Annotated in this window: 18 protein-coding genes and 1 pseudogene; 6 read left to right on the top strand and 13 right to left on the bottom strand. The window is 40.3% G+C overall.

Translation table 11 applies throughout. The annotated features are described in order from the left end of the window. Positions 1-25: 25 nt before the first annotated feature. A complete protein-coding gene (gene pta / locus GLW08_RS14480) occupies positions 26-1,000 on the bottom strand; it encodes a phosphate acetyltransferase (protein WP_160849347.1) in 975 nt (324 codons plus the stop codon). 633 nt (positions 1,001-1,633) lie between these two features. Between pta and hemQ the strand changes: the two genes are divergently transcribed. Continuing rightward, the gene (gene hemQ / locus GLW08_RS14475; RefSeq protein ID WP_160849346.1) at positions 1,634-2,377 is read left to right on the top strand and encodes a hydrogen peroxide-dependent heme synthase; all 744 of its coding nucleotides are present in this window, start codon (positions 1,634-1,636) and stop codon (positions 2,375-2,377) included. A 138-nt stretch (positions 2,378-2,515) separates the two neighbouring features. Here hemQ and GLW08_RS14470 read toward each other — a convergent pair whose 3' ends face one another. Continuing rightward, positions 2,516-2,806: a hypothetical protein gene (locus GLW08_RS14470; RefSeq protein WP_160849345.1), complete on the bottom strand. Its 291-nt coding sequence runs from the start codon at positions 2,804-2,806 to the stop codon at positions 2,516-2,518. A gap of 387 nt (positions 2,807-3,193) precedes the next feature. Here GLW08_RS14470 and GLW08_RS14465 point away from each other — a divergent pair. The 3 genes and pseudogenes from GLW08_RS14465 to GLW08_RS14455 all read left to right on the top strand — a co-directional run bounded on the left by GLW08_RS14465 (position 3,194) and on the right by GLW08_RS14455 (position 5,015). Then, positions 3,194-3,608: pseudogene (locus GLW08_RS14465) on the top strand (cell wall hydrolase). A 24-nt stretch (positions 3,609-3,632) separates the two neighbouring features. Then, a complete protein-coding gene (gene gerQ / locus GLW08_RS14460; protein WP_202406408.1) occupies positions 3,633-4,148 on the top strand; it encodes a spore coat protein GerQ in 516 nt (171 codons plus the stop codon). A 618-nt stretch (positions 4,149-4,766) separates the two neighbouring features. Continuing rightward, on the top strand, positions 4,767-5,015 hold the full coding sequence (locus GLW08_RS14455; protein ID WP_160849344.1) for a hypothetical protein: 249 nt from the start codon (positions 4,767-4,769) through the stop codon (positions 5,013-5,015). On the opposite strand, the gene GLW08_RS14450 is transcribed toward GLW08_RS14455, so the two are convergent. From GLW08_RS14450 to GLW08_RS14430, 5 genes are all read right to left on the bottom strand, one after another. After that, positions 5,012-5,377 carry a DUF423 domain-containing protein gene (locus tag GLW08_RS14450; RefSeq protein WP_160849343.1) on the bottom strand — a complete coding sequence of 122 codons (366 nt, stop codon included), beginning with the start codon at positions 5,375-5,377 and terminating at the stop codon, positions 5,012-5,014. The two genes, GLW08_RS14455 and GLW08_RS14450, sit on opposite strands and share 4 nt — an antisense overlap. A gap of 30 nt (positions 5,378-5,407) precedes the next feature. Further along, positions 5,408-5,710: a YwdI family protein gene (locus GLW08_RS14445; protein ID WP_160849342.1), complete on the bottom strand. Its 303-nt coding sequence runs from the start codon at positions 5,708-5,710 to the stop codon at positions 5,408-5,410. A gap of 13 nt (positions 5,711-5,723) precedes the next feature. Further along, positions 5,724-6,710 (bottom strand): potassium channel family protein, encoded by a 987-nt coding sequence (locus GLW08_RS14440; RefSeq protein WP_160849341.1) that lies wholly within the window; start codon positions 6,708-6,710, stop codon positions 5,724-5,726. A 248-nt stretch (positions 6,711-6,958) separates the two neighbouring features. Next, positions 6,959-8,302 (bottom strand): sodium-dependent transporter, encoded by a 1,344-nt coding sequence (locus GLW08_RS14435; RefSeq protein WP_160849340.1) that lies wholly within the window; start codon positions 8,300-8,302, stop codon positions 6,959-6,961. A 202-nt stretch (positions 8,303-8,504) separates the two neighbouring features. Continuing rightward, complete coding sequence (locus GLW08_RS14430) at positions 8,505-9,344, bottom strand: LysR family transcriptional regulator (protein ID WP_160849339.1); 840 nt, start codon at positions 9,342-9,344, stop codon at positions 8,505-8,507. 46 nt (positions 9,345-9,390) lie between these two features. Here GLW08_RS14430 and GLW08_RS14425 point away from each other — a divergent pair, with 46 nt between their 5' ends. Further along, positions 9,391-10,011: a YczE/YyaS/YitT family protein gene (locus GLW08_RS14425; protein WP_160849338.1), complete on the top strand. Its 621-nt coding sequence runs from the start codon at positions 9,391-9,393 to the stop codon at positions 10,009-10,011. Positions 10,012-10,311: 300 nt separating this feature from the next. Beyond that, positions 10,312-11,073: a TIGR02206 family membrane protein gene (locus GLW08_RS14420; RefSeq protein WP_160849337.1), complete on the top strand. Its 762-nt coding sequence runs from the start codon at positions 10,312-10,314 to the stop codon at positions 11,071-11,073. 62 nt (positions 11,074-11,135) lie between these two features. Here the strand turns inward: GLW08_RS14420 and GLW08_RS14415 are convergent, their stop codons facing one another. The 6 genes from GLW08_RS14415 to GLW08_RS14390 form a co-directional block, all read right to left on the bottom strand. Continuing rightward, positions 11,136-12,572: a Na+/H+ antiporter NhaC family protein gene (locus GLW08_RS14415; RefSeq protein ID WP_160849336.1), complete on the bottom strand. Its 1,437-nt coding sequence runs from the start codon at positions 12,570-12,572 to the stop codon at positions 11,136-11,138. A gap of 1,455 nt (positions 12,573-14,027) precedes the next feature. Then, a complete protein-coding gene (locus GLW08_RS14410; protein WP_160849335.1) occupies positions 14,028-14,597 on the bottom strand; it encodes a cytochrome c oxidase subunit 3 in 570 nt (189 codons plus the stop codon). Then, entirely contained in the window at positions 14,584-16,512 is a 1,929-nt protein-coding gene (ctaD, locus tag GLW08_RS14405; protein WP_160849334.1) for a cytochrome c oxidase subunit I, read from the bottom strand. Before ctaD ends, GLW08_RS14410 begins: the two co-directional genes overlap by 14 nt. A 13-nt stretch (positions 16,513-16,525) precedes the next feature. Beyond that, on the bottom strand, positions 16,526-17,230 hold the full coding sequence (coxB, locus tag GLW08_RS14400) for a cytochrome c oxidase subunit II (protein WP_160849333.1): 705 nt from the start codon (positions 17,228-17,230) through the stop codon (positions 16,526-16,528). A 448-nt stretch (positions 17,231-17,678) separates the two neighbouring features. Then, the gene (locus tag GLW08_RS14395) at positions 17,679-17,981 is read right to left on the bottom strand and encodes a phasin family protein (RefSeq protein WP_160849332.1); all 303 of its coding nucleotides are present in this window, start codon (positions 17,979-17,981) and stop codon (positions 17,679-17,681) included. Continuing rightward, entirely contained in the window at positions 17,974-19,629 is a 1,656-nt protein-coding gene (locus tag GLW08_RS14390) for an ABC1 kinase family protein (protein ID WP_237458455.1), read from the bottom strand. Before GLW08_RS14390 ends, GLW08_RS14395 begins: the two co-directional genes overlap by 8 nt. Positions 19,630-19,718: the final 89 nt, after the last annotated feature.

Genomic DNA, 19,718 nt, shown 5'->3' with positions numbered 1-19,718 from the left:
CTGGACTCTCTTACTATCATTTCATTTATTTTAAAGACTGAGCTGCTGTGATAATGGACAGCTTGTACACTTCATCTGCACTACAACCACGGGATAGGTCGTTTACAGGTGCGTTTAGACCTTGAAGAACAGGGCCTACGGCGTCAAATCCGCCCATTCGTTGTGCGATTTTGTAGCCAATGTTTCCTGCTTCTAAGCTTGGGAATACGAATACGTTGGCGTCACCGCTTAATTCAGAGTTCGGTGCTTTTTTCTCTGCAACAGATGGAACGAATGCTGCGTCAAATTGGAACTCACCATCAAGGGTAAGGCTTGGTTTTTGTTCTTTGGCAATTTGAATCGCATCGGTTACCTTTTCTGTTTCAGGTGATTGAGCAGATCCTTTTGTAGAGAAGCTTAGCATCGCTACTCTTGGATCGATGTCGAATAGTTCCGCTGTTTCTGCACTGGCTAATGCAATTTCTGCAAGGTCCTGGCTGTCTGGAGAAATGTTGATGGCACAGTCAGCAAATGCATATTTTTCATCGTCTCGAACCATGATGAAGATACCAGATGTCTTCTTGATGCCTGGCTTCGTTTTAATGATTTGTAGAGCTGGACGTACGGTGTCAGCAGTAGAATGCGCTGCACCACTTACAAGGCCGTCTGCTTTCCCCATATAGACAAGCATCGTCCCAAAGTAGTTTCCATCCAATAGAATTTCGCGTGCTTTTTCCTCTGTCGCTTTGCCGTTACGACGTTCTACAAAGCTTTGTACCATGGTATCAAATTCTTCATAATTGTGAGGGTCAAGAATATCTGCACCGCTAACATCTACGTTTAAATCGGAAGCCTTCTGTTTCACTTCATCTTCATTTCCAATTAATACAGGTGTGATATAACCTTCCTCTGCTAACTTAGCAGCTGCTTCTAAGATTCGTTCGTCTAAGCCTTCCGGAAGCACGACTCGCTTGTTAGAACCGCTTAATTTATCGCGTAAAGAATCAAATAGATTGCTCATATTTTATCCCTCCATCAGTGTATCTGTTATATATGATAAATCGTTTTGTGTTCAAATGAAAGTCAAGACATGCCTATACAAAAATGTCTTTATTTTCACACGATTGTAAAACACTCTCTACTAGATGCTTTCCTATACCGTTGTTCCCGCTTCCACCCTTTTCTAAGCGTTTCCTAATTGGTTAAAACTTATGTTATAGTTGACTCAGTTGCAAATAAGAAAGCGCAAGCGCCCGGGTTAGCCTGCCGACAGGACGTCGGTTGGTTCGATGTTGCTACGTGACGTAGCGATCTTAATCGAACTTCCTTTAAGTTTTAGGAGATAAAAGCAACACGAAAACATTAGCGATTCGATGTTGACTTATCGTAAGGAGGTGCAGGAAGTTTGCTAGTCGCTGGGCGCTGTAGCTAGACACTTCAAAAGCGCAAGCGCCCGTCTAGTGACGTACAAACTGGACGGCTCCGTATGAGATAAAGGAAACACGAAGAGCGCAAGCGTTCGATGTTGACTTATCGTAAGGAGGTGCAGGAAGTTTGCTAGTCGCTGGGCGCTGGAGCTAGACATGTAAAAGTCAACAACTAATACTTTCTTTAAGAAACATTCGATTTTCACAATGTAAAGGAGCGAATCATAATGCCAGAAGCAGCTACTACAATGGAAGGCTGGTATTGCCTTCATGATTTACGCACAATGGACTGGACATCCTGGAAGAAAGCTTCTAGTGATGAACGAGAAACAGCTATACATGAATTCAATCAACTTCTAGATAAGTGGAAGGATACAGAGGATAAGAAAGAAGGTAGCCATTCCTTATACACTGTGGTTGGCCAAAAAGCTGACTTTATTATGATGATTCTTCGACCAACATTAGAAGAATTAAACGAAATTGAGAATGAATTTAACAAAACAAAGTTAGCTGAATTTACGACTAAAAGCTATTCTTACGTTTCCATCGTAGAACTATCTACGTATATGGCGAAAGGTAAGGACGTGGACAATGATCCTGAAATCCAAGCTCGCCTTAAGCCAATTCTACCTAAGTGGGATTATATCTGCTTCTATCCTATGGACAAGCGCCGTGACGGTGAAGACAACTGGTACATGCTACCAATGGAAGAACGAAGCAAACTTATGTATTCCCATGGTATGATTGGCCGTAAGTATGCAGGTAAAGTCCGCCAGATTATCACCGGTTCCGTTGGTTTTGACGATTGGGAATGGGGCGTAACGCTATTCGCACACGATCCACTTCAATTCAAAAAACTTGTTTATGAAATGCGCTTTGACGAAGTAAGTGCTCGTTATGGCGATTTCGGTTCTTTCTATGTAGGTAACCTATTGAAGCCAGAACAGCTTCCACAGTTTTTACACGTGTAGGCTGAGGGAGACCAACAGCTACAAACTACAAGTAATAAATTCATAAAACGTCTAGGGTTATGTTGACCCTAGACGTTTTTTAGTGTGCCCGGCATGTGGGTGCCTTCTTTTTGTTGATGTATAGGTGAAACGTTATTTTTATTCGATCGTGTTTCGTTGGGCAGAAATATTCGATTGTGCCCGCGTCATTTGTTGCTCATATTGTTCTAAACGTTGTTGAGCATCAAACAATTTCACATTGGATTGATCATTTGATTTTGTAGCTTTGCCTTGAGCTTTTTGCACCTTTGCCTGCAACTCTTGTAATTGTTGTTGCGTTTCCTGAATTTGCTGTGAGTCCCCACTATTTTGAGCTTGTTGTACAGCATTTTGCATCTTGCCGTATGCTTCCATAATTTCGCGGATTTCATGTTCGTTTTGTAGTGTCATACTTCCGCTACCTCCAATATTAGATTTACATCTATTTTGCGCAGAAACACTTTAAACTACTCTATAGAATTTGTAGGCATAACTACAGTTTTAGTTGAGCTCTCCCTTGATTTTTACAATGAAAGGTCGAAGTTTGCTCTAGGATTAAAAAAAGATCAGGAGTTTCTCTGGATATGCGTGAGTTTCCCCTCACTATCCGCTCTTTTCCTCCCTATAATCAAATCACACCCCAACAAAGCCTCTCCCATCCTCCCAACAGCTTATATTTTTGTTCATAATCAGCATTTTGGTACATACACATGGTTCTAAGAGGATTGTGAGTAGTGGTAAGGAACGAATCCTCCTTTTAGGGCATATGCTGATGTCAGGTTAAAAAGGGGTGAACCTATGGCCGTCGTTCCTTATAATCAAAGTGATTTGAAGTTGCTGGCTAGGCTTATGCGAGCTGAAGGTGATGGGAAACTTGGGATGCTGATGGTAGGTAACACTGGCATAAATCGCATGCACGTAAACTGCCTCGATTTAAAAGGCATCAATCGTCTTGATGAAATAATCTATCAAAGCCCTGGAGGATTTGAGGCGATCCAGAAAGGTTACTTCTATCAACGAGCTCGAGAAAAAGACAAACGTTAGGCGAAGAAAACCATTCAGGATAGTATCACCCAGCTAGCAATTCACTATGGTTCTTCAGACCAGAAGGTGATTGTCCTGCCGAATGGTTTGGGCAATCCAATCTTGGCCGTTACAAATCTCACTGTTTCTACAACCCATATTACGTTCTGAATGCCCTAAAGCGTTTTAACATCTGAAAGGAGTGCATTGGAGAATGACACCTACACATCAAGGAGGCTCATACGGTCAAGGGAATAACCCTTATAGCTATGGGCAATATGGTCAACAAGGTCAAGGGGGGCAGCCTATGATGTACCCTTATCAAAGTCAAATGGCGGGCCAACAACAGATGCCACAGCAAATGCAACAGCCAAAAGGTCAGCAACAGGGACAATATCAAGTTCCTCCATTCCCACAAACACAAAGTCCTGGCTACACTAATTTTCCTGGAATGCTACCAGAAGAAGAATCCTATATTGAAAATATTCTTCGTTTGAATAAAGGGAAGCAAGCAACCGTTTATATGACCTTTGAAAATAATGAGAATTGGAATGCTAAAGTTTTTAAAGGCATTATTGAAGCCGCAGGAAGAGATCATATCATTCTAAGTGATCCTGAAACGGGGATACGTTACCTGTTACTGATGGTTTATCTTGACTACATCACCTTCCCTGAGGAAATTAACTACGCTTACCCATACGGTGGGAACACAGGTAATAACCAGCGATAATGGCAACCGTTTTTTATAATTCTTTGTAGATTTTCCGATTCCTTTAATCAGAAAATCACTCATATTTTATCTTTTCAATCATAAATATAAATGTTCAGCACATGTTCATGATTTAATCCTTTATCCCTAATGTTTTGCTGATGTAGAGTAATAGCTTTTCTTCCACTCCACGGAGAAAAGCATGTATTTATAGAACAAAAGCGCAAGCGCCCGGTTAGCGACGTATATGGTGGACTGAGCCGTAGGAGATAAAGGCAACACGAAGAGCGATAGCGATTCGATGTTAACTTATCGTACGGAGGTGAGGGAAGCATACTAGTCGCTGGGCGCTGGAGCTGGATAGAACAAAAGCGCAAGCGCCCGGTTAGCGACGTATATGCTGGACTGAGCCGTAGGAGATAAAGGCAACACGAAGAGCGATAGCGATTCGATGTTAACTTATCGTACGGAGGTGAGGGAAGCATACTAGTCGCTGGGCGCTGGATGTGGCCACATTACTTTATTAATGTTATCCACAAACTTAACCCGTTTGTAGTTTCCTAGACGATAAAAAAGGAGTATCCTTGATGGATACTCCTACTCTTCTATTATCAACGGATTAGAAAGGAGTGCATGTCCTTGCAGCATCCTTCTCAAAAATTTGTGCAGCTTCAGTTTGTTATGCTAGGTGTAGCATTCTTGTTTGGTATTATGTTTTTAATAAAAACGAGTTTTGTATTCTTTTTATTATTTGTATTTTATTCCCTAGCATTAAGTCTAATTTTTGAAGGCTTAGCGCACTACTCCAGACACGAAATGCTTCCGTTCGCCCAACAAGTCATTCGTGCTCTGCTCATTGTGGTATTCGCTACAATCCTGTATTTTTAGAGATACTTCACAATGGCATAGCCAAGTAAAACCCAGCCGATTAAGAATGATACACCGCCAAGTGGTGTAATCATCGCAAAGGTCTTGATGCTTGTTACGCTATAAATGTATAAGCTACCGGAGAACAGGATAATGCCCACTAAAAAAGCCCAGCCTGCAGCGCCAAGATTGCCTGTTATTTTACTCATAAGCAATCCTACAATAAACAGTGCCATCGTATGGAACATTTGGTAATCGACTGCTTTTTCCCATGTTTTTAACATTTTCTCTGATACTTTACCTTCTAGCCCATGGGCACCAAACGCTCCAAGTGCAACGGAAATAAACCCGTTTACAACGGCTAGGATTAAAAATAATTTCATATTCTAACTCCCCTTTCTATCTATTGCTACTTAGAAATCAAATAATGAGTCTCCATTTGCTTCTTCATGATCAATGGAAGGTTCGCTCTTTGGAGCCGGTTGTGGTGATGGAGAAGCTGTAGGTTGAGACTGTGTTGGTGCTATTTGCTGAGATGATGTAGATGGTTGCTGCATGGTTTGCATGGATGCCCCATCATCATCTACGATTAAGTCTGCTAATAACTTTACAGCTCGGACATGCTCTTGTACCTTCTCTGGATGTTGCTTCAAAAGGTTGGCCTCCTGAAGCTCCTTCATCATTTTTTGTAAAATTTGATCGTATGAAACAGACATGATGTTTTCCTCCTTACGCTTGCTTTTCAAATAGGTCTAATCTTGATTGTTCACCGAATACGATAAGTACATCACCTGTGTGGATAGATTCATCAGGAGCAGGATTTCGTATGAATTGCTCGCCTCGTTTTATACCAACCACCGTAATCCCATAAATCGCTCGAATATTAAGGTCTTTGATACTTTTTTTATGCCAGGCGGAGCTACTGGATACCTCAATCTCCTCTACATTATAATCCTCATGACCCGCATGTAAAATAGTATCTATATATTCTATACTAACTGGCTTTAAAATAGACAACGCCATACGTCTTCCACCTAAATGAGATGGGTTGATTACACGATCCGCTCCAGCTCGTTTTAATTTTTCCTCACTTGCTTGTTTCTCCGCACGCGCCACGACTTGAAGTTTATCATTCAACCCTTTTACCGTTAAGGTTACAAAGACATTATCGGCATCGTTTGGTAGTGTCGTAACGAGTCCAGCAGCTTTCTCAACTCCTGCCTTCTCAAGCGTCTCATCATCTGTAGCATCGCCATTTAGCAGCAACACTTGATCTCCGAGTCTACTCCCTACTTCTTCATCCCGATCAATAATGACTACTGTATGATTGTGCTTTAGTAGTTGTTCATAAACCTGCTCCCCCACTCTACCAAACCCACATAAAATAAAATGATTTTCTAATCTAGAGAGCTTCTTTTCCATTTTCCTCATCCTTGCTTCCTTTGAAAATGTGCCTTCAATAATGGTTGCGGCAGTAATCCCTAAAGTATAGGTAACGATTCCTATCGCTATTGGAATCAAGGCAAGAGTAAATAGTTTACCTCCAAGTGTCGAAGGAACAGCATCACCATATCCAACCGTAAGAACCGAGACAACCGTAAGCCATAAACTATCAAAAAAATCCAGGTCCTCTAGAATCATATACCCTATCGAACCTATTAGTATTAATAAGGTAGATAACAGAAATATAAGGATTAAGCGCTTTTTGACCACCATACCAATCCCCTATGTACTTTTTTCTAGTATATCAGATTCCTACCGCAAACGCCTGATATGCTTGCTTTTCTTCATGTAATGATATTTCAGAGATAAGAAAAGCACTGGTTCACCTCAATAAGGTGGCCAGTGCTTACTGTAATTCGAATCACGATTGCAGTCGCTTCCTATATCTCGAAAGTTGCTCCTAATTTCGAATCTCGCTCTAATATTCTAAAAGTCGCTCCTTGTTACGCGCAGTTCATCGTCTACCAACCAAGCAAGCCAACCGATTGAAGGAAGATAATAATGATTAATAATGGTGCGATAAATTTAATCAAACCATACCATACAAATCGAAGCTTGGACGTTGACATATCACTTGCCTGAAAAGCTTCATCCTTCTTCCATTGCCAGCCTACAAATATAGCAATCACTAAGCCTCCAAGTGGTAAGAAAATATTAGATGCGACATAGTCCATCGAATCCATTATATTATTCTCGCCAATTAAGGTTACTCCAGACCAAACGCCCATACCTAGGGATACAAAGATTCCTAATACGAACATGATACTTCCAACGAGGCCGCTACTGAAGGTTCGAGACCAATTAAATTTACGAGTGAAATAGGCCACAGGTACTTCTAATATTGAGATTGCTGATGATAACGATGCAATCGATAAGAGTAAGAAGAACGTAAAGCCAACGACGTTGCCAAACGGCATTTCTGCGAATATACCTGGCAACGTGATAAATACAAGGCTTGGACCTGAGCTTGGTGAGATACCGAATGCATATACAGCAGGAAAAATGACAATACCTGAAATAATTGCAAATACAGTATCCATAATTCCAATGCCAACCGTAGCAGATGGTAGGGATTCTTTTTTGGATAAATAGCTTCCATAAGTCATCATGCCACCCATCCCTATACTAAGGGAGAAGAAAGCCTGTCCTAACGCCCCTAAATACACTGAAGGGTCTGTTAAACTGCTCCAATCTGGTTGGAAAAGAAACTTTAGCCCTTCCATAGCGCCGTCTAATGACACACTGTATATCGCTAAACCAATCATCATGACCGCTAGAGCTGGCATAAAGATTTTATTGGCTTTTTCGATTCCCTGCCTTACACCAGTAAGGACGACTAGAATCGTAAACACCATAAATAATGCATGCCAAAATAGTGGTGTGTAGTTATTTGAAATTAATGATTGGAATGTAGCCCCGTACCCTGCATCTGGAAGGACCCAGAATGTGCCGTTGATATAATTCCATAAATAATATAAAGACCAACCTGCAACAACACTATAAAAGGATAATATTAAAAAGGCACTTGCAATTCCCATATAACCCGCTAAATACCACGGTTTTTTTGGTGCTAAATTTTGATAGGAACCAACTACATCTCCTTGTCCTTGTCTACCTATACTAAACTCCGAAAGCAGTACCGGAATTCCGATTAGAAATACGAAGCCAAGGTACAGAAGTAAAAACGCTCCTCCACCATTTTCACCGGCTACGTAAGAGAAGCGCCATATATTCCCTAGACCTACTGCTGATCCCATGGCGGCCAGCATGAAGCCTAGCTTCGATGCCCATTTTTCTCTTGCCATCTTAGATAACCTCCTTACGTATCAAATACACATCACTATAGCACACAATCGCACTAAAGGATAGATGAATTCTGAAATTTCAATTATATAACAATTGTCTTTTACTACGTAAAAAACAGGGATATAACCAGTCGTTATGCCCTCATAAAAAAACAGTATTTCTTCTATTTTGTTCAAACGATATAAGATAGATTCATACAACTTATTCAGGAGGTAGGAATACCCAGTAAAGTCTGTCTACTATTTCTTTTGTAGCACCATATAAAAACATCTTCCTACTTAATGGAGCATGTTTTAGCTTTAAGAACACTACTCCTATATGAGACGTATTTTCTGCTAACAACCCTGGTATATAGGCCACACCATCTCCTAAATATGCATAGCCTAGCATCTCATAGTAATTCATCTCTTTAATGATAGGCGATTGCTCCGCTTCTTTTATCAGTTGAAAGACCTGTTGATATAGAAGTGTTGATGATGGTGTGAGTAGCTGAGGATATTGAAAGCATTCCTCTATCGTAATGCTTTCCTTTTCCGCTAATGGATGAGAGGTAGATACAGCAACATAGATCTCATCATGAAATAGAAAGCGGGAATATAGCTCCTCTACGTCAGGGGGATCTGGCAAAATAGCTGCATCAATTTTCTGCTTCTTGAGAAGAGGAAGCAAGTCTTTGCTGTAATCTTTAACGACAGTCACTTCAACGGATAACTTCTTTAATTGATCTAAGTATTTAGGTAACAAATAGGTACTAATAGAGGGGATGGATCCAAATCGTATCTGTTGATTTAATTGATTTTGTTCCACTTTGTGCGCAATGGCTGCGAAATGGGGCTCCAGATCATCATACAGCTTTTGACCCTTTTCTGTTAATTCAATACCTTGATGTGTGCGATGAAATAGCGCATAACCAAATTGTTCCTCCAGCGACTTCATTTGCTTGCTCAATGCTGGCTGGGAGATAAAGAGGGATTCAGCTGCCTTTGTCAGGCTATTTTGTTTACACACTTCTATGAAATAGTTTAATGATTCTAAATTCAATGATGCTCATCCCTTTGAAAATTTTATTGTAATGGTTGGTGAAAAAATGCTTTATGTAAAATCTATTGCTTATCTGGTCGGAATGAATATTTGTTTTATTGGTGCGGCATTGATGGTCAAAGCCAATATAGGAACTGGGACTTGGACAGCTTTTTTTGCTGGACTTGAACATCAATTCGGCCTTACCATCGGATTCTGGTATGGCTTCACCCAATTTATCTTAATCTTTGTTAATGCGCTGCTATTTAAGCGTAAGCCGTCTCTCTCGCCCATTCTTCCTTTAGTATTAGAGGCAGTTCTTTTTGATTTTTGGTTAGAGATTGTGTTTCATTCTTTCACCATGGACGGTCAGCTGTTTATCGAGAAAGTCGTTCTGTTTGTAATCGGTCTTGGATTAACTAGCTTTGGTGTCGCAACATATATGACTGTAGGTTACCCAAATGCACCACGCGATGATCTATTCTTGGCGATTAGCGAGCGGTTTCACAAAAGTATCCGCTTCGCTCAAACCTCCATATCGTTTGTAGCAACTAGCTCTGCGCTATTGCTTGGAGGTCCAGTATTTATTGGAACGTTCATTTCCTTATGCTTCTATGGCCAGCTGATTCAATTATGGACCACTCTTTCCTTCAAGACTTGGCGTAAACTCAGCCATAGGCTTGCATAATCGTTTACCTTTTCACATCAAATGTAGAGAGACTAGTCGGTTTTGGTGAAGTTGGTTTCTGTTTTGATTCAAAGTGAAAGCAAGGGGATCCTGAGACCTTCAACACGTAATCTGATGGGATTTCCTTGGCTTTAAACCCATACGCTTTGCACCCTCGCGGAAACTTAGGGTTCCATGTTGTGTAAAAATGTACACATTGAAAACAGTTTATTTTTGTCATGCTGCCCTCCTTCAAAATCGTTCTCTAGGGACATACGTTGTGCTACAATGAATGGAAAATCAGCTAAAAGGACTGGTCATATGAAGCACTGGTTCGCACCTGAAGTTACGAATTCATTTGATATATTTTCAGCAAGCCATTTTACGATGGTTAGCATTTACTTCATCGTACTCCTATACTTTTTCCTAGCCTACAAACCGTTGCTTAATCAAAAAAGACTTTACACATTTACCAAATGGACACTATTTACGCTTTTGCTTGTGTCTGAACTTGGTTACACGACCTGGGCCTTATCAACAAATACATGGAATATGCGCGAACATGCTCCCCTCCACTTATGTGGCATTGCAGGAATTATTGGGATGATCGCCATCCTTTCCAATAGCAAAAAAATGATAAAGATCCTTTATTTTATTGGTATTATACCAGCTTTTATAGCGCTTCTAACACCAGAATTAATTTATGGATTCCCGCATTTTCGATTTTGGAAGTTTTTCGTTCATCATATGACGATATCGTTAACCGGGGTTTTTCTTGTACTCACGTCTCAAGTTAGCATCACCTTCCGCTCTATGGTTGAGACGTATGCCTATTTGAACGTATATGCAGTATTTGCCTTTTTCTTAAACATGGTGATTGGAGCCAATTATTTGTACCTCTCTGACACTCCAACTGTTAATTCACCACTCGATTTACTAGGTAGTGGAGTCTGGTATTATATAAACCTTGAAGTGCTCTGTATCGGTGTGTTTTTATGTATGTATTTCTTGTACAAGATTGTGGAGCGTATAGGTAGAAGTACACATCCAACCTTTTCTCATGATAAAAAGATCAGCTCATAAAGGCTGATCTTTTTTCTGTCTGATGGAGTGAGACATCGAGGTTATTTTCGATAGGTCAGCTCTCATGATAAGAAGAACGGTAGTACTAAATATAGTACAGCTGCCACCCCTGCTGATATAAGTGCGGGTTTTAGTTTGAACTTGGCATAGCGCACAGCATTTAAGTTCAAAATGCCAGCTGTTGTATTGTTGTTATCACTTAATGGGGATGAAAATGCGCCAAATGTTCCGCTTGCAAACACAGCACCAATCACAATTGGTAAGGAACTACCTGATACACTGGCGATGGAGACGCCAACAGGCATTAATATTCCCCATGTCCCCCATGAGGAGCCGATGAAATAAGAGAGGCTGCAACCGATAATGAACACTAGTACCGCTACAAAGGATGCCGGAATCCACTTAAGTGATTCAGATATCGTATCTGCAAAATTCAATGCTTCTGATCCCTTACTTAACCCCCAGACCATAGCAAGTAGTAAAATGACACTCATCATCTCATTTCCGCCTGTTACGAGTTCATTCATTTGTTTACGCAATGGATGGGATGTTATTTTCAGAAAAATCACGAACCATACAATTGATAAAACAACCGCAATGACCATCGCATCCAACACGCGAGAGTTAATGAGCGCTTGCCAACCTTCTTTCCCTTCTTTAATGCCGAACACGTACATTAATACAAACGTTAGTAAGATCACACTAGCTAACGGCAAAATAAGATTCCAAGGTTTTGAAGGTAGATCTTTCGCTACAGATGGATGACAGTCCTCCCATTGGTCATCGTCATCATCTTCTTGTTCTTTCTTAGCATCTTCTTCTGGTGTATTTTCGGCTTCGACAGCTTGTTTTTTAGAGCTATGGAAAAAGCTAAGATAAAAGCCTATCAACAACATTGCAATTGCAAAAAAATTAAACGGAATGCTTTGCAAGAAAAGCGTATAACCGTCCCCTTCTAATTTCGTTTGATCGAGGGATAATTCGATAACAGATGACATGTACCCAACAAATGCTGTAGCAATGGGAATAAGTACGATAAACGGAGAAGCCGTTGTTTCAATGACAAAGCCTAACTCCTGCTTACTCATCGGTATTTTTTTAATCATTGCTTTCATGACAGGCGCAATCGTAACAATACGGAAACTAGGCGCACTAAATGTCCCTAAAGCAGAAATCCACGTTAAGGTAAACGCACCCTTTTTCCCTTCAATACGTTCTGTTGCAGCCTGTACAAACCCTTTAATGCCCCCAGATATTCGTATAAGTCCAATTAATGCAGCAAACGCGTATAAAAAGATAATAATTTTCAGGTTAGCCTCATCGGTGAGTCCTCCAATGACGAATTCTAACGCCTTGGTCATCCCACCTAATACTTCCGGCTGAACGAGGTAACCAGCGACAACCACCCCGAAAAACAAACTCGGAATCACCTGTTTCGTTGATATAGCAGCTATAACGACAATAATAAACGGAATTACCGATAACCAATTCATGTGCATTTCCTCATTTCTGAAGTACTCTCATTAGCTTGTGATAAATGAAGGGATTTATGCTTGAATGTAGGGGGAGTTATACTTATGTGATTACGGTAATTCTTTATTGAAGAAACATTTCAAAAATGAAGAAATCCTTTCATTATAACGAAGGACATTAGTTAGGAAAAATACAATTTAATGATAGGTAATGCTGGGCTAGGTAACTTTTTGGTTGGGATAGCTTCATTATGGGGAGTTTCTATGTACAAAAAAAGGAGAAAGTGCTTCAAATAATAAATAGTGTGTAATGGGATACATACATGCTTCAACTAAAGAACAAAAAACTCAGGGCACCCGGTTAACGCCGTAAATGCTGTGGCTATTCAACAAGAAAATGCTAGGATACAGCCTAACATTTTCTTGTTGTATTAAGTCTTCCCTAAATACTTGGTATTACATAGCAATTCAACACTTTTATACTATGTACGTACTGGGATGAAGCTAACTGGGAGCTAGTAGTCATTTATGTGTTTGAAATAGATCCAGCGAGCGAATTTCCATTCAGATTCTGTTAGCTTTCGAAACAACTTCATTTCAAATTGCCTAACAAATTCTTCAAAGCTTATGTACATGCTTTAGAACCTCTTTCCTGTGCCAGCTCTTTTTGTTCGGTTAAGACAATATGACTATATTATTGCTTTAATTTTGTAAAAAGTCAATTTCACATAGAAAACGTTAACATTTTTCACAGCAGCTATACACCTACATAATATTTAATCCACCATACCTTGCAAAGCATTCTAGAATAAATATTTGAAAGAGGGATGTTTCCGTAGATTTAGTTAGAATAAAGGTGGCCGTGGAACAACTCGCGTCCTGCCGGCGAGCTGGCAAGCTACCTTCGGGGAAAAACACCCTCAGGGGATCTTGCCTACCTCTTTCTCCGGCGGGAGTCTTCTTGTTCCATGGCCACCTTTGCTAGTATTGGGAGAAACGGAAACATTGCGAGGTGTGAGGGGGGATGGGTGATCTATATCTTATGTTTTACCTAGAAGCCAAAATATTAATAAAGCGTATGTTTATTGTTTCACCTAGGTATTTCTATGCCTAATAAAAAACGTTTGGTTATTTTGTGCTACCCACAACAAATGGCGATGTTTCCGTTAAACCAACTAATGCAAAGATGGGCCGGAATTGAGAGACCCCCGTGGAAAAACGGATGTGTCGAGACCCAGCAGGGTACGATATTTACCCGAGGAGACGAATCAATCCAGATGAAGTTCGACTAAAACCGTCACATCGTGTGACAACGTCGAACGACCCTACATCGTGTAGGGCCACAGGAAAGACGAGTGATTTCCCGGCCGATCTTTTCTCCTAATTAACAAAACGAAAACATATCTCTAATCCAGATTATCTCGAATCTAAGTCTTCAAGATAATGGGGCTTATATGCAACAAAAAAACGATGTAAACGCAATTAAATTAAATAAGGAGCATACACAAACACAATAATAAAGATCCAAATCACATCGACAAAGTGCCAGTAGTAGCTAAAGATTTTTTGTTTATCTCCATAGATAGAGGATGGAATACTGTTAAGCTGAATGGCCAAGAGAAGCATCCAACCGATTCCAAACAGTACGTGAGCGGCATGTAAGCCAACTAAAATATAAAATGATGACAAAAAGATATTTTGCGTAAGGGTGAATCCTTCATGATAATACGTTCGGAATTCATGAATTTCCACTCCCATAAATGCAAGCCCAAGAAGCACGGTTGCCGCTAACCAAATCGCAATGCCTTTCCTATTTTGTATTTCTGCTGCTTTTTCTGCAAAGTGTATCGTTCCACTACTAGATAATAGAAAGACAGAAGAAATAATCACAGTACGTGCTTCAAATACTTCTGTTGGTGTTGGATCGATTGCGTCTTGCACAAAAATGAAAAACGTAGCAAAAAGGGTCGCAAACATGACCAGCTCACCGACCAAGTACAACACAAATCCTAGCTTTTTATCCCCTTGTAAATCTTGATTATACGTTGTCATGAGCCTGGTCCTCCTTTGCTTTTTTTGTATGTTCATCCGTTAGTGCACGCACAACGAAGAAACCAAGGACAGCAATGCCTAATGTGACCTGCAGCCAAGTTACATGGTAGATAAAGGCTAGCGAAAAGAATAGCATCAAGCTTCCCAACATGACAGGTTGCCACGATACAACATCTATTGGTGCTGTTCTCGATTCGCTTGCTTTTGGCAATTCTCCATCACGATGTAGCTTGGCTTCCCAAACCGGATCGTGCGATACCACTTGTGGCGTATTTTCAAATGGATGCTCTGGAGCTGGCGAAGGAACACTCCATTCTAATGTGCGCCCATTCCAAGGATCATCTCCTGCTTTTTGTGGTTTTTTAAAGCTTTTATATATATTCCATACAAACACGGCTGTTCCAATCCCCATCAGGAATGCTCCCAATGTACTAACAAAGTTAAAGACAAAGACATTGTCTTCTGCGGTGTACGTGTACACCCTTCTTGGCATACCATTTAATCCAGCGAAATGCTGTGGGAAGAATGTGATATGAAACCCAATCAGGAACAACCAAAAGTGCAGCTTACCTAATGTTTCATTCAACGTAATGCCGAACATTTTTGGGAACCAGTAGTAAATACCTGCAAATGCTCCTAAAACCGTTCCACCAATAATCACATAGTGAAAGTGTGCCACAACAAAGTACGTATCATGGTACTGAAGGTCCGCCGCAGCCGCTGATAACATAACACCTGTCACACCACCCATTACAAAGGTTGGGATAAATCCAGCAGCGAAGAGCATTGGTGTGGAGAAACGGATGACCCCTTTTCGCATCGTAAACAACCAGTTAAAGATTTTAATACCTGTTGGCACTGCTATCAGCATGGTGGTAACAGCGAAGAAGGTATTCACAAGAGCCCCTAAGCCAACCGTAAACATATGGTGTACCCAGACCATAAAGCCAAGTAACCCAATAATCGCAAGCGCCACTACCATGGAACCGTATCCAAACACACGTTTTTTCGAGAAGGTTGATATGATGTCAGAAAAGATACCAAACGCCGGTAATATGATGATGTACACTTCTGGATGCCCAAATATCCAGAACAAGTGCTGCCAATAGATCGGGTCCCCTTCTGGTCCTGAGAAAAAGGATGTCCCAAAGAAACGATCAAACATTAAAATGTACAGAGCAATCGTCAGCACTGGAAATGCAATCAAAATCAAGAAAGATGTAATTAACGTGGACCATGGAAATAGTGGCATTTTCATTAAAGTCATGCCAGGAGCACGATGGCGAACAATCGTCACAATCATATTAATTGCTGCTAAAATCGTCCCTATCCCTGATACCTGAATGCCAAATATATAATAATCATTTCCAGCTGAAGGAGTATATGTATCTGTTGATAAAGGAGCGTATAATGTCCAGCCTGCATTTGGTGAGGCTGTCATGAAAAAACTCATGTTAACGAGAAGAGCCCCTGCTAAAAACAACCAAAAGCTTACCGCGTTCAAATAAGGGAACGCCATATCCTGAGCTCCAATTTGCAACGGCACAGCTACGTTCATTAAACCGATGAGTAGAGGCATAGCCACAAAGAAAATCATAATGGTGCCATGAGTCGTGAACGCTTCATTAAATTTTTCACCTTGAAAGACCCAGAAATTATTATCAGGAAACGCCAACTGAATTCGAATAATTAACGCTTCGATACCTGCCCTCATGAAAAATAATGTAGCAGAAAGTAAATAGAGCACACCGATTTTGCGATGGTGAGTTGTTGTCGCATACTCTCGAATGATTGGCCACTTCTTGGCGCGCGTGATAAGAATAATACCCAGAATCGCCGTTAGAGTGAGCATCACCCACGCACCAATCGTATCGGATGCCATATAAAACTTCCGTCCAAATAAATCAGCTATCATGAAGATCCCCCCTCTACTCCATTTCCTTCTTTTCTTCGTTCAACCATTGCTGGTATGCTTGTTGCGATTTAACTTCAGTCGTGAAACGCATTTTTGCATGATCCACTCCACAAAACTCAGCACATTTCCCCTGATACGTCCCTGTTTCTTCTGGAGTTACAATCAGACGTCGATTTTCTCCAGGCATTACGTCTCTCTTTCCTCCAAGTCTAGGTATCCAAAAAGAATGTATGACATCCTTAGAATTCAAATGAAAGACAACAGGACGGTCTTTTGGAAGCGTGACATTGTTAATGGTTTGAACGCCGCCTTCGTATGTAAAGGTCCAACTAAATTGTTGAGCCGTTACCTCAATATGAACTGCATTAGCAGGATTTGATGTAACCTCAGCTGACATATCGTACGTCATCCTTACAGTTGGAACCGCTAACACAATAAGCAAAATAATTGGTAGTATTGTCCACGTTAGTTCAAAGGCTTTATTTCCTTCTTCATCTTCTGGAATCGTATGTTTATTTTCTTCTGTTTCCCGGTATTTCCACATGAATCTAGCAAACATAACGAAAACCACTACAAGAACAATCATCATTAGAAAAAAGCTAAATAGAATTAAAAACGACTGATCCCGAGCCGTTTCACTTATAGGGTTAAAGACACGCATGCTACACCCTGAAAGGAACAGCACCAAACATGAAAATAGAAACGACAACTTCTTCATTGATTCCCCTCATTTCTACTTAAATCGTTTTCACATATGTTTGTCTATTACCTCTAATTTCCAAGCTGAAACATCCCTGATATTATATAAAAAAATGCAAGCGCCCTGCTAGCGACGTATATGCTGCGGCTTACAGGACGTAGGTCAGTTCGATGTTGCTGCACGGTGCAGCGGATTTAATCGAACTTCCTTTAGTAAGAAGGAGCAGGAAGTTTGCTGGGCGCTAGATCTAGACATGTAAGCGCCAAAAGTTATACTTTCTTTACGATGGATAACATAAAAAAAGCAGACAAATTCATTTGTGAATTTGTCTGCAATTATGGTCTTTACTGTGGGTACTGTACTCCGAAAGTGAAACCTTAGTTGCAAGCTCTTGATTAGTTCAATTTGATGTTTTGTACTCCAAAACTTAACTACTTAATTTCATATCACATGCCTTTGCTATTGCTTATTCTTCATCCTTATGAAGTTCTTCTAGTTTTTTTACTCGTAATTCAAGTTGTTCGTATTCCTCTTTCGTTACAAAGCCTAACTCTTTAATCGTATCGCGGAAATAGTCTTGTGATTTAGAATTCCATTGTTTATTTTGTTCTTCGCCTTTTTCTTTAAAGGAGTTGAGCATATCTCTCGCTTCACCTGGAGAAATCTGACCCTTCTCAATTAATTCATCCAGCATCTTGCTCGCCTTCTCTTTTCCATTTACTGCTGCACCTATCCCAATAAAAAATCCTTTTTTAAGTAAATCACTCACTTTTATTCCTCCTATCTTTGGTTATGGTTTGAATGGTTAGAAAATGAATAATCGCAAATAAAATCACACCTAACAATCCTACTCCACTGACACTAAAGCCCATATATATTGATACATCTGGCAAATCAGGGTATTTCACCATTAGAAACCCACTTCCAGATGCAAAAATAACGAATGATAACAACGCATAAAACAAATAGTACTGATGAAAAAGACGATGCTGTTGTTGGCGTTCTTGCCAGGCTCTTTGATGTTCACTATCGGTTAAGTATTGATTCAGAGCCTTTGGTAAAGATAGTAATGGTTTTGCTGAATCTTTTAACACCTCTTTATAAATCGATGCATCTGATTCATTACCTGAAACCCATTCCTTAATGACGGGTTTGCCCCACTTCATTAAATCAATGGATGGGTGAATGGAAGTTAACACGCCTATTACAATCGACGCCGCTCTTCCTAAGAATGCATAATCAGCTGGCAATTGAATCGGCTGATCTTTCACAAATTTTTGTAAATCATCTAGGATTTGATTTAGTACATCCTGGTCAAACTTTTCAAAGCTTCCTTGGAAATACATATCAGACATTTCGCGTAATAGCCGCTTCACTTTTTGCTTATTGGCGTGAGGAAGTAAGAAGTTCATATCTTCAAGAGCATGTATGACCTTATCGTAATCGTCTAGAATAAAGCCTTGAATCATCATTCGAATATAGCTTGCATCATCCTTGTCAATCTCTCCAACCATTCCATAATCAATCATGACAATCGTCCCGTCCGAACGAAGCATTAAGTTTCCAGAGTGGGGATCGGCGTGGAACATTCCATCGGAAACGAGCTGTTCTACAAATAAATCAAACACTTTCTTGGCAATATGCTCTCTGTTTAGTTGATGCTCTTGTATGAATGTCTCATCGGTAACTTTTACCCCTTCAATCCATTCCATGACCAATACTCTTCTTGTTGATAGATATTCGTAATAGTCCGGAATATATACACCTTCAAAATCTTTAAACCGTTCCTTGAAATAGAGGGAGTGCTTCAATTCTTTCTTAAAGTCAAGCTCCTTACTGACAACTTGCACTAATTCTCGGTAAAGTGCACCTAAGTCTGCCTTTTTTCCAATGGATGACACACGCGAAAGGATCCAAAATACAATTCGCATCGCTTTAAAATCCGTATGAAAAATCTGCCCAACCCGATAACGCTGAATTTTGATCGCTACCGTTTTCCCATCTTTCAATGTTGCTTTATACACTTCCCCAATCGATGCAGAAGCTACAGGTTCTTCGTCGATGTCTTCTATGTATTCATACAAGTCGTCTCCCCAATCCTCTTCAACAATTTCTCTCGATTTGTCAAAAGGAACAGGTTCGACGCGATCTACAAGACCTTCTAATTCTTTAAGAAATACGGGCGGAAGAAGGTCAGCACGTGTACTTAAAAATTGCCCAACTTTGATGAGTAAGCCTTCCAGCTGCAACGCTTTTTGGCGATACTCTTTTGCTTGCTTTACGAGTAGGGACTCCCATTTCTGCCTCGTTTTCTCGTCCCATATTCGATTTGTTTTTTGAAACCAAAAAATTTGCCATAAAAATTTTACAGCCATGGATACAATAATAGTTATGCGATAAAGTGCTGTATATTTCAAAAGTTGAGCTTCCCCCCTCTTCATTGCTATATGTTATTTGTACCCGAATTTTGGCCTCGCAATCCTATCGATTTGCGTCGTCACTTTTT

It is taken from the genome of Pontibacillus yanchengensis, assembly GCF_009856295.1.
Classification (GTDB): domain Bacteria; phylum Bacillota; class Bacilli; order Bacillales; family BH030062; genus Pontibacillus; species Pontibacillus yanchengensis_A.
This window is presented reverse-complemented; position numbering and strand designations above follow the sequence as displayed.

Bases quoted from the DNA above. Each gene is read 5' to 3' on its own strand.
- pta (WP_160849347.1), bottom strand. From the start codon at position 1,000: ATGAGCAATCTATTTGATTCTTTACGCGATAAATTAAGCGGTTCTAAC.
- hemQ (WP_160849346.1), top strand. From the start codon at position 1,634: ATGCCAGAAGCAGCTACTACAATGGAAGGCTGGTATTGCCTTCATGAT.
- GLW08_RS14470 (WP_160849345.1), bottom strand. From the start codon at position 2,806: ATGACACTACAAAACGAACATGAAATCCGCGAAATTATGGAAGCATAC.
- gerQ (WP_202406408.1), top strand. From the start codon at position 3,633: ATGACACCTACACATCAAGGAGGCTCATACGGTCAAGGGAATAACCCT.
- GLW08_RS14450 (WP_160849343.1), bottom strand. From the start codon at position 5,377: ATGAAATTATTTTTAATCCTAGCCGTTGTAAACGGGTTTATTTCCGTT.
- GLW08_RS14445 (WP_160849342.1), bottom strand. From the start codon at position 5,710: ATGTCTGTTTCATACGATCAAATTTTACAAAAAATGATGAAGGAGCTT.
- GLW08_RS14440 (WP_160849341.1), bottom strand. From the start codon at position 6,710: ATGGTGGTCAAAAAGCGCTTAATCCTTATATTTCTGTTATCTACCTTA.
- GLW08_RS14435 (WP_160849340.1), bottom strand. From the start codon at position 8,302: ATGGCAAGAGAAAAATGGGCATCGAAGCTAGGCTTCATGCTGGCCGCC.
- GLW08_RS14425 (WP_160849338.1), top strand. From the start codon at position 9,391: ATGCTTTATGTAAAATCTATTGCTTATCTGGTCGGAATGAATATTTGT.
- GLW08_RS14420 (WP_160849337.1), top strand. From the start codon at position 10,312: ATGAAGCACTGGTTCGCACCTGAAGTTACGAATTCATTTGATATATTT.
- GLW08_RS14415 (WP_160849336.1), bottom strand. From the start codon at position 12,572: ATGCACATGAATTGGTTATCGGTAATTCCGTTTATTATTGTCGTTATA.
- GLW08_RS14410 (WP_160849335.1), bottom strand. From the start codon at position 14,597: ATGACAACGTATAATCAAGATTTACAAGGGGATAAAAAGCTAGGATTT.
- ctaD (WP_160849334.1), bottom strand. From the start codon at position 16,512: ATGATAGCTGATTTATTTGGACGGAAGTTTTATATGGCATCCGATACG.
- coxB (WP_160849333.1), bottom strand. From the start codon at position 17,230: ATGAAGAAGTTGTCGTTTCTATTTTCATGTTTGGTGCTGTTCCTTTCA.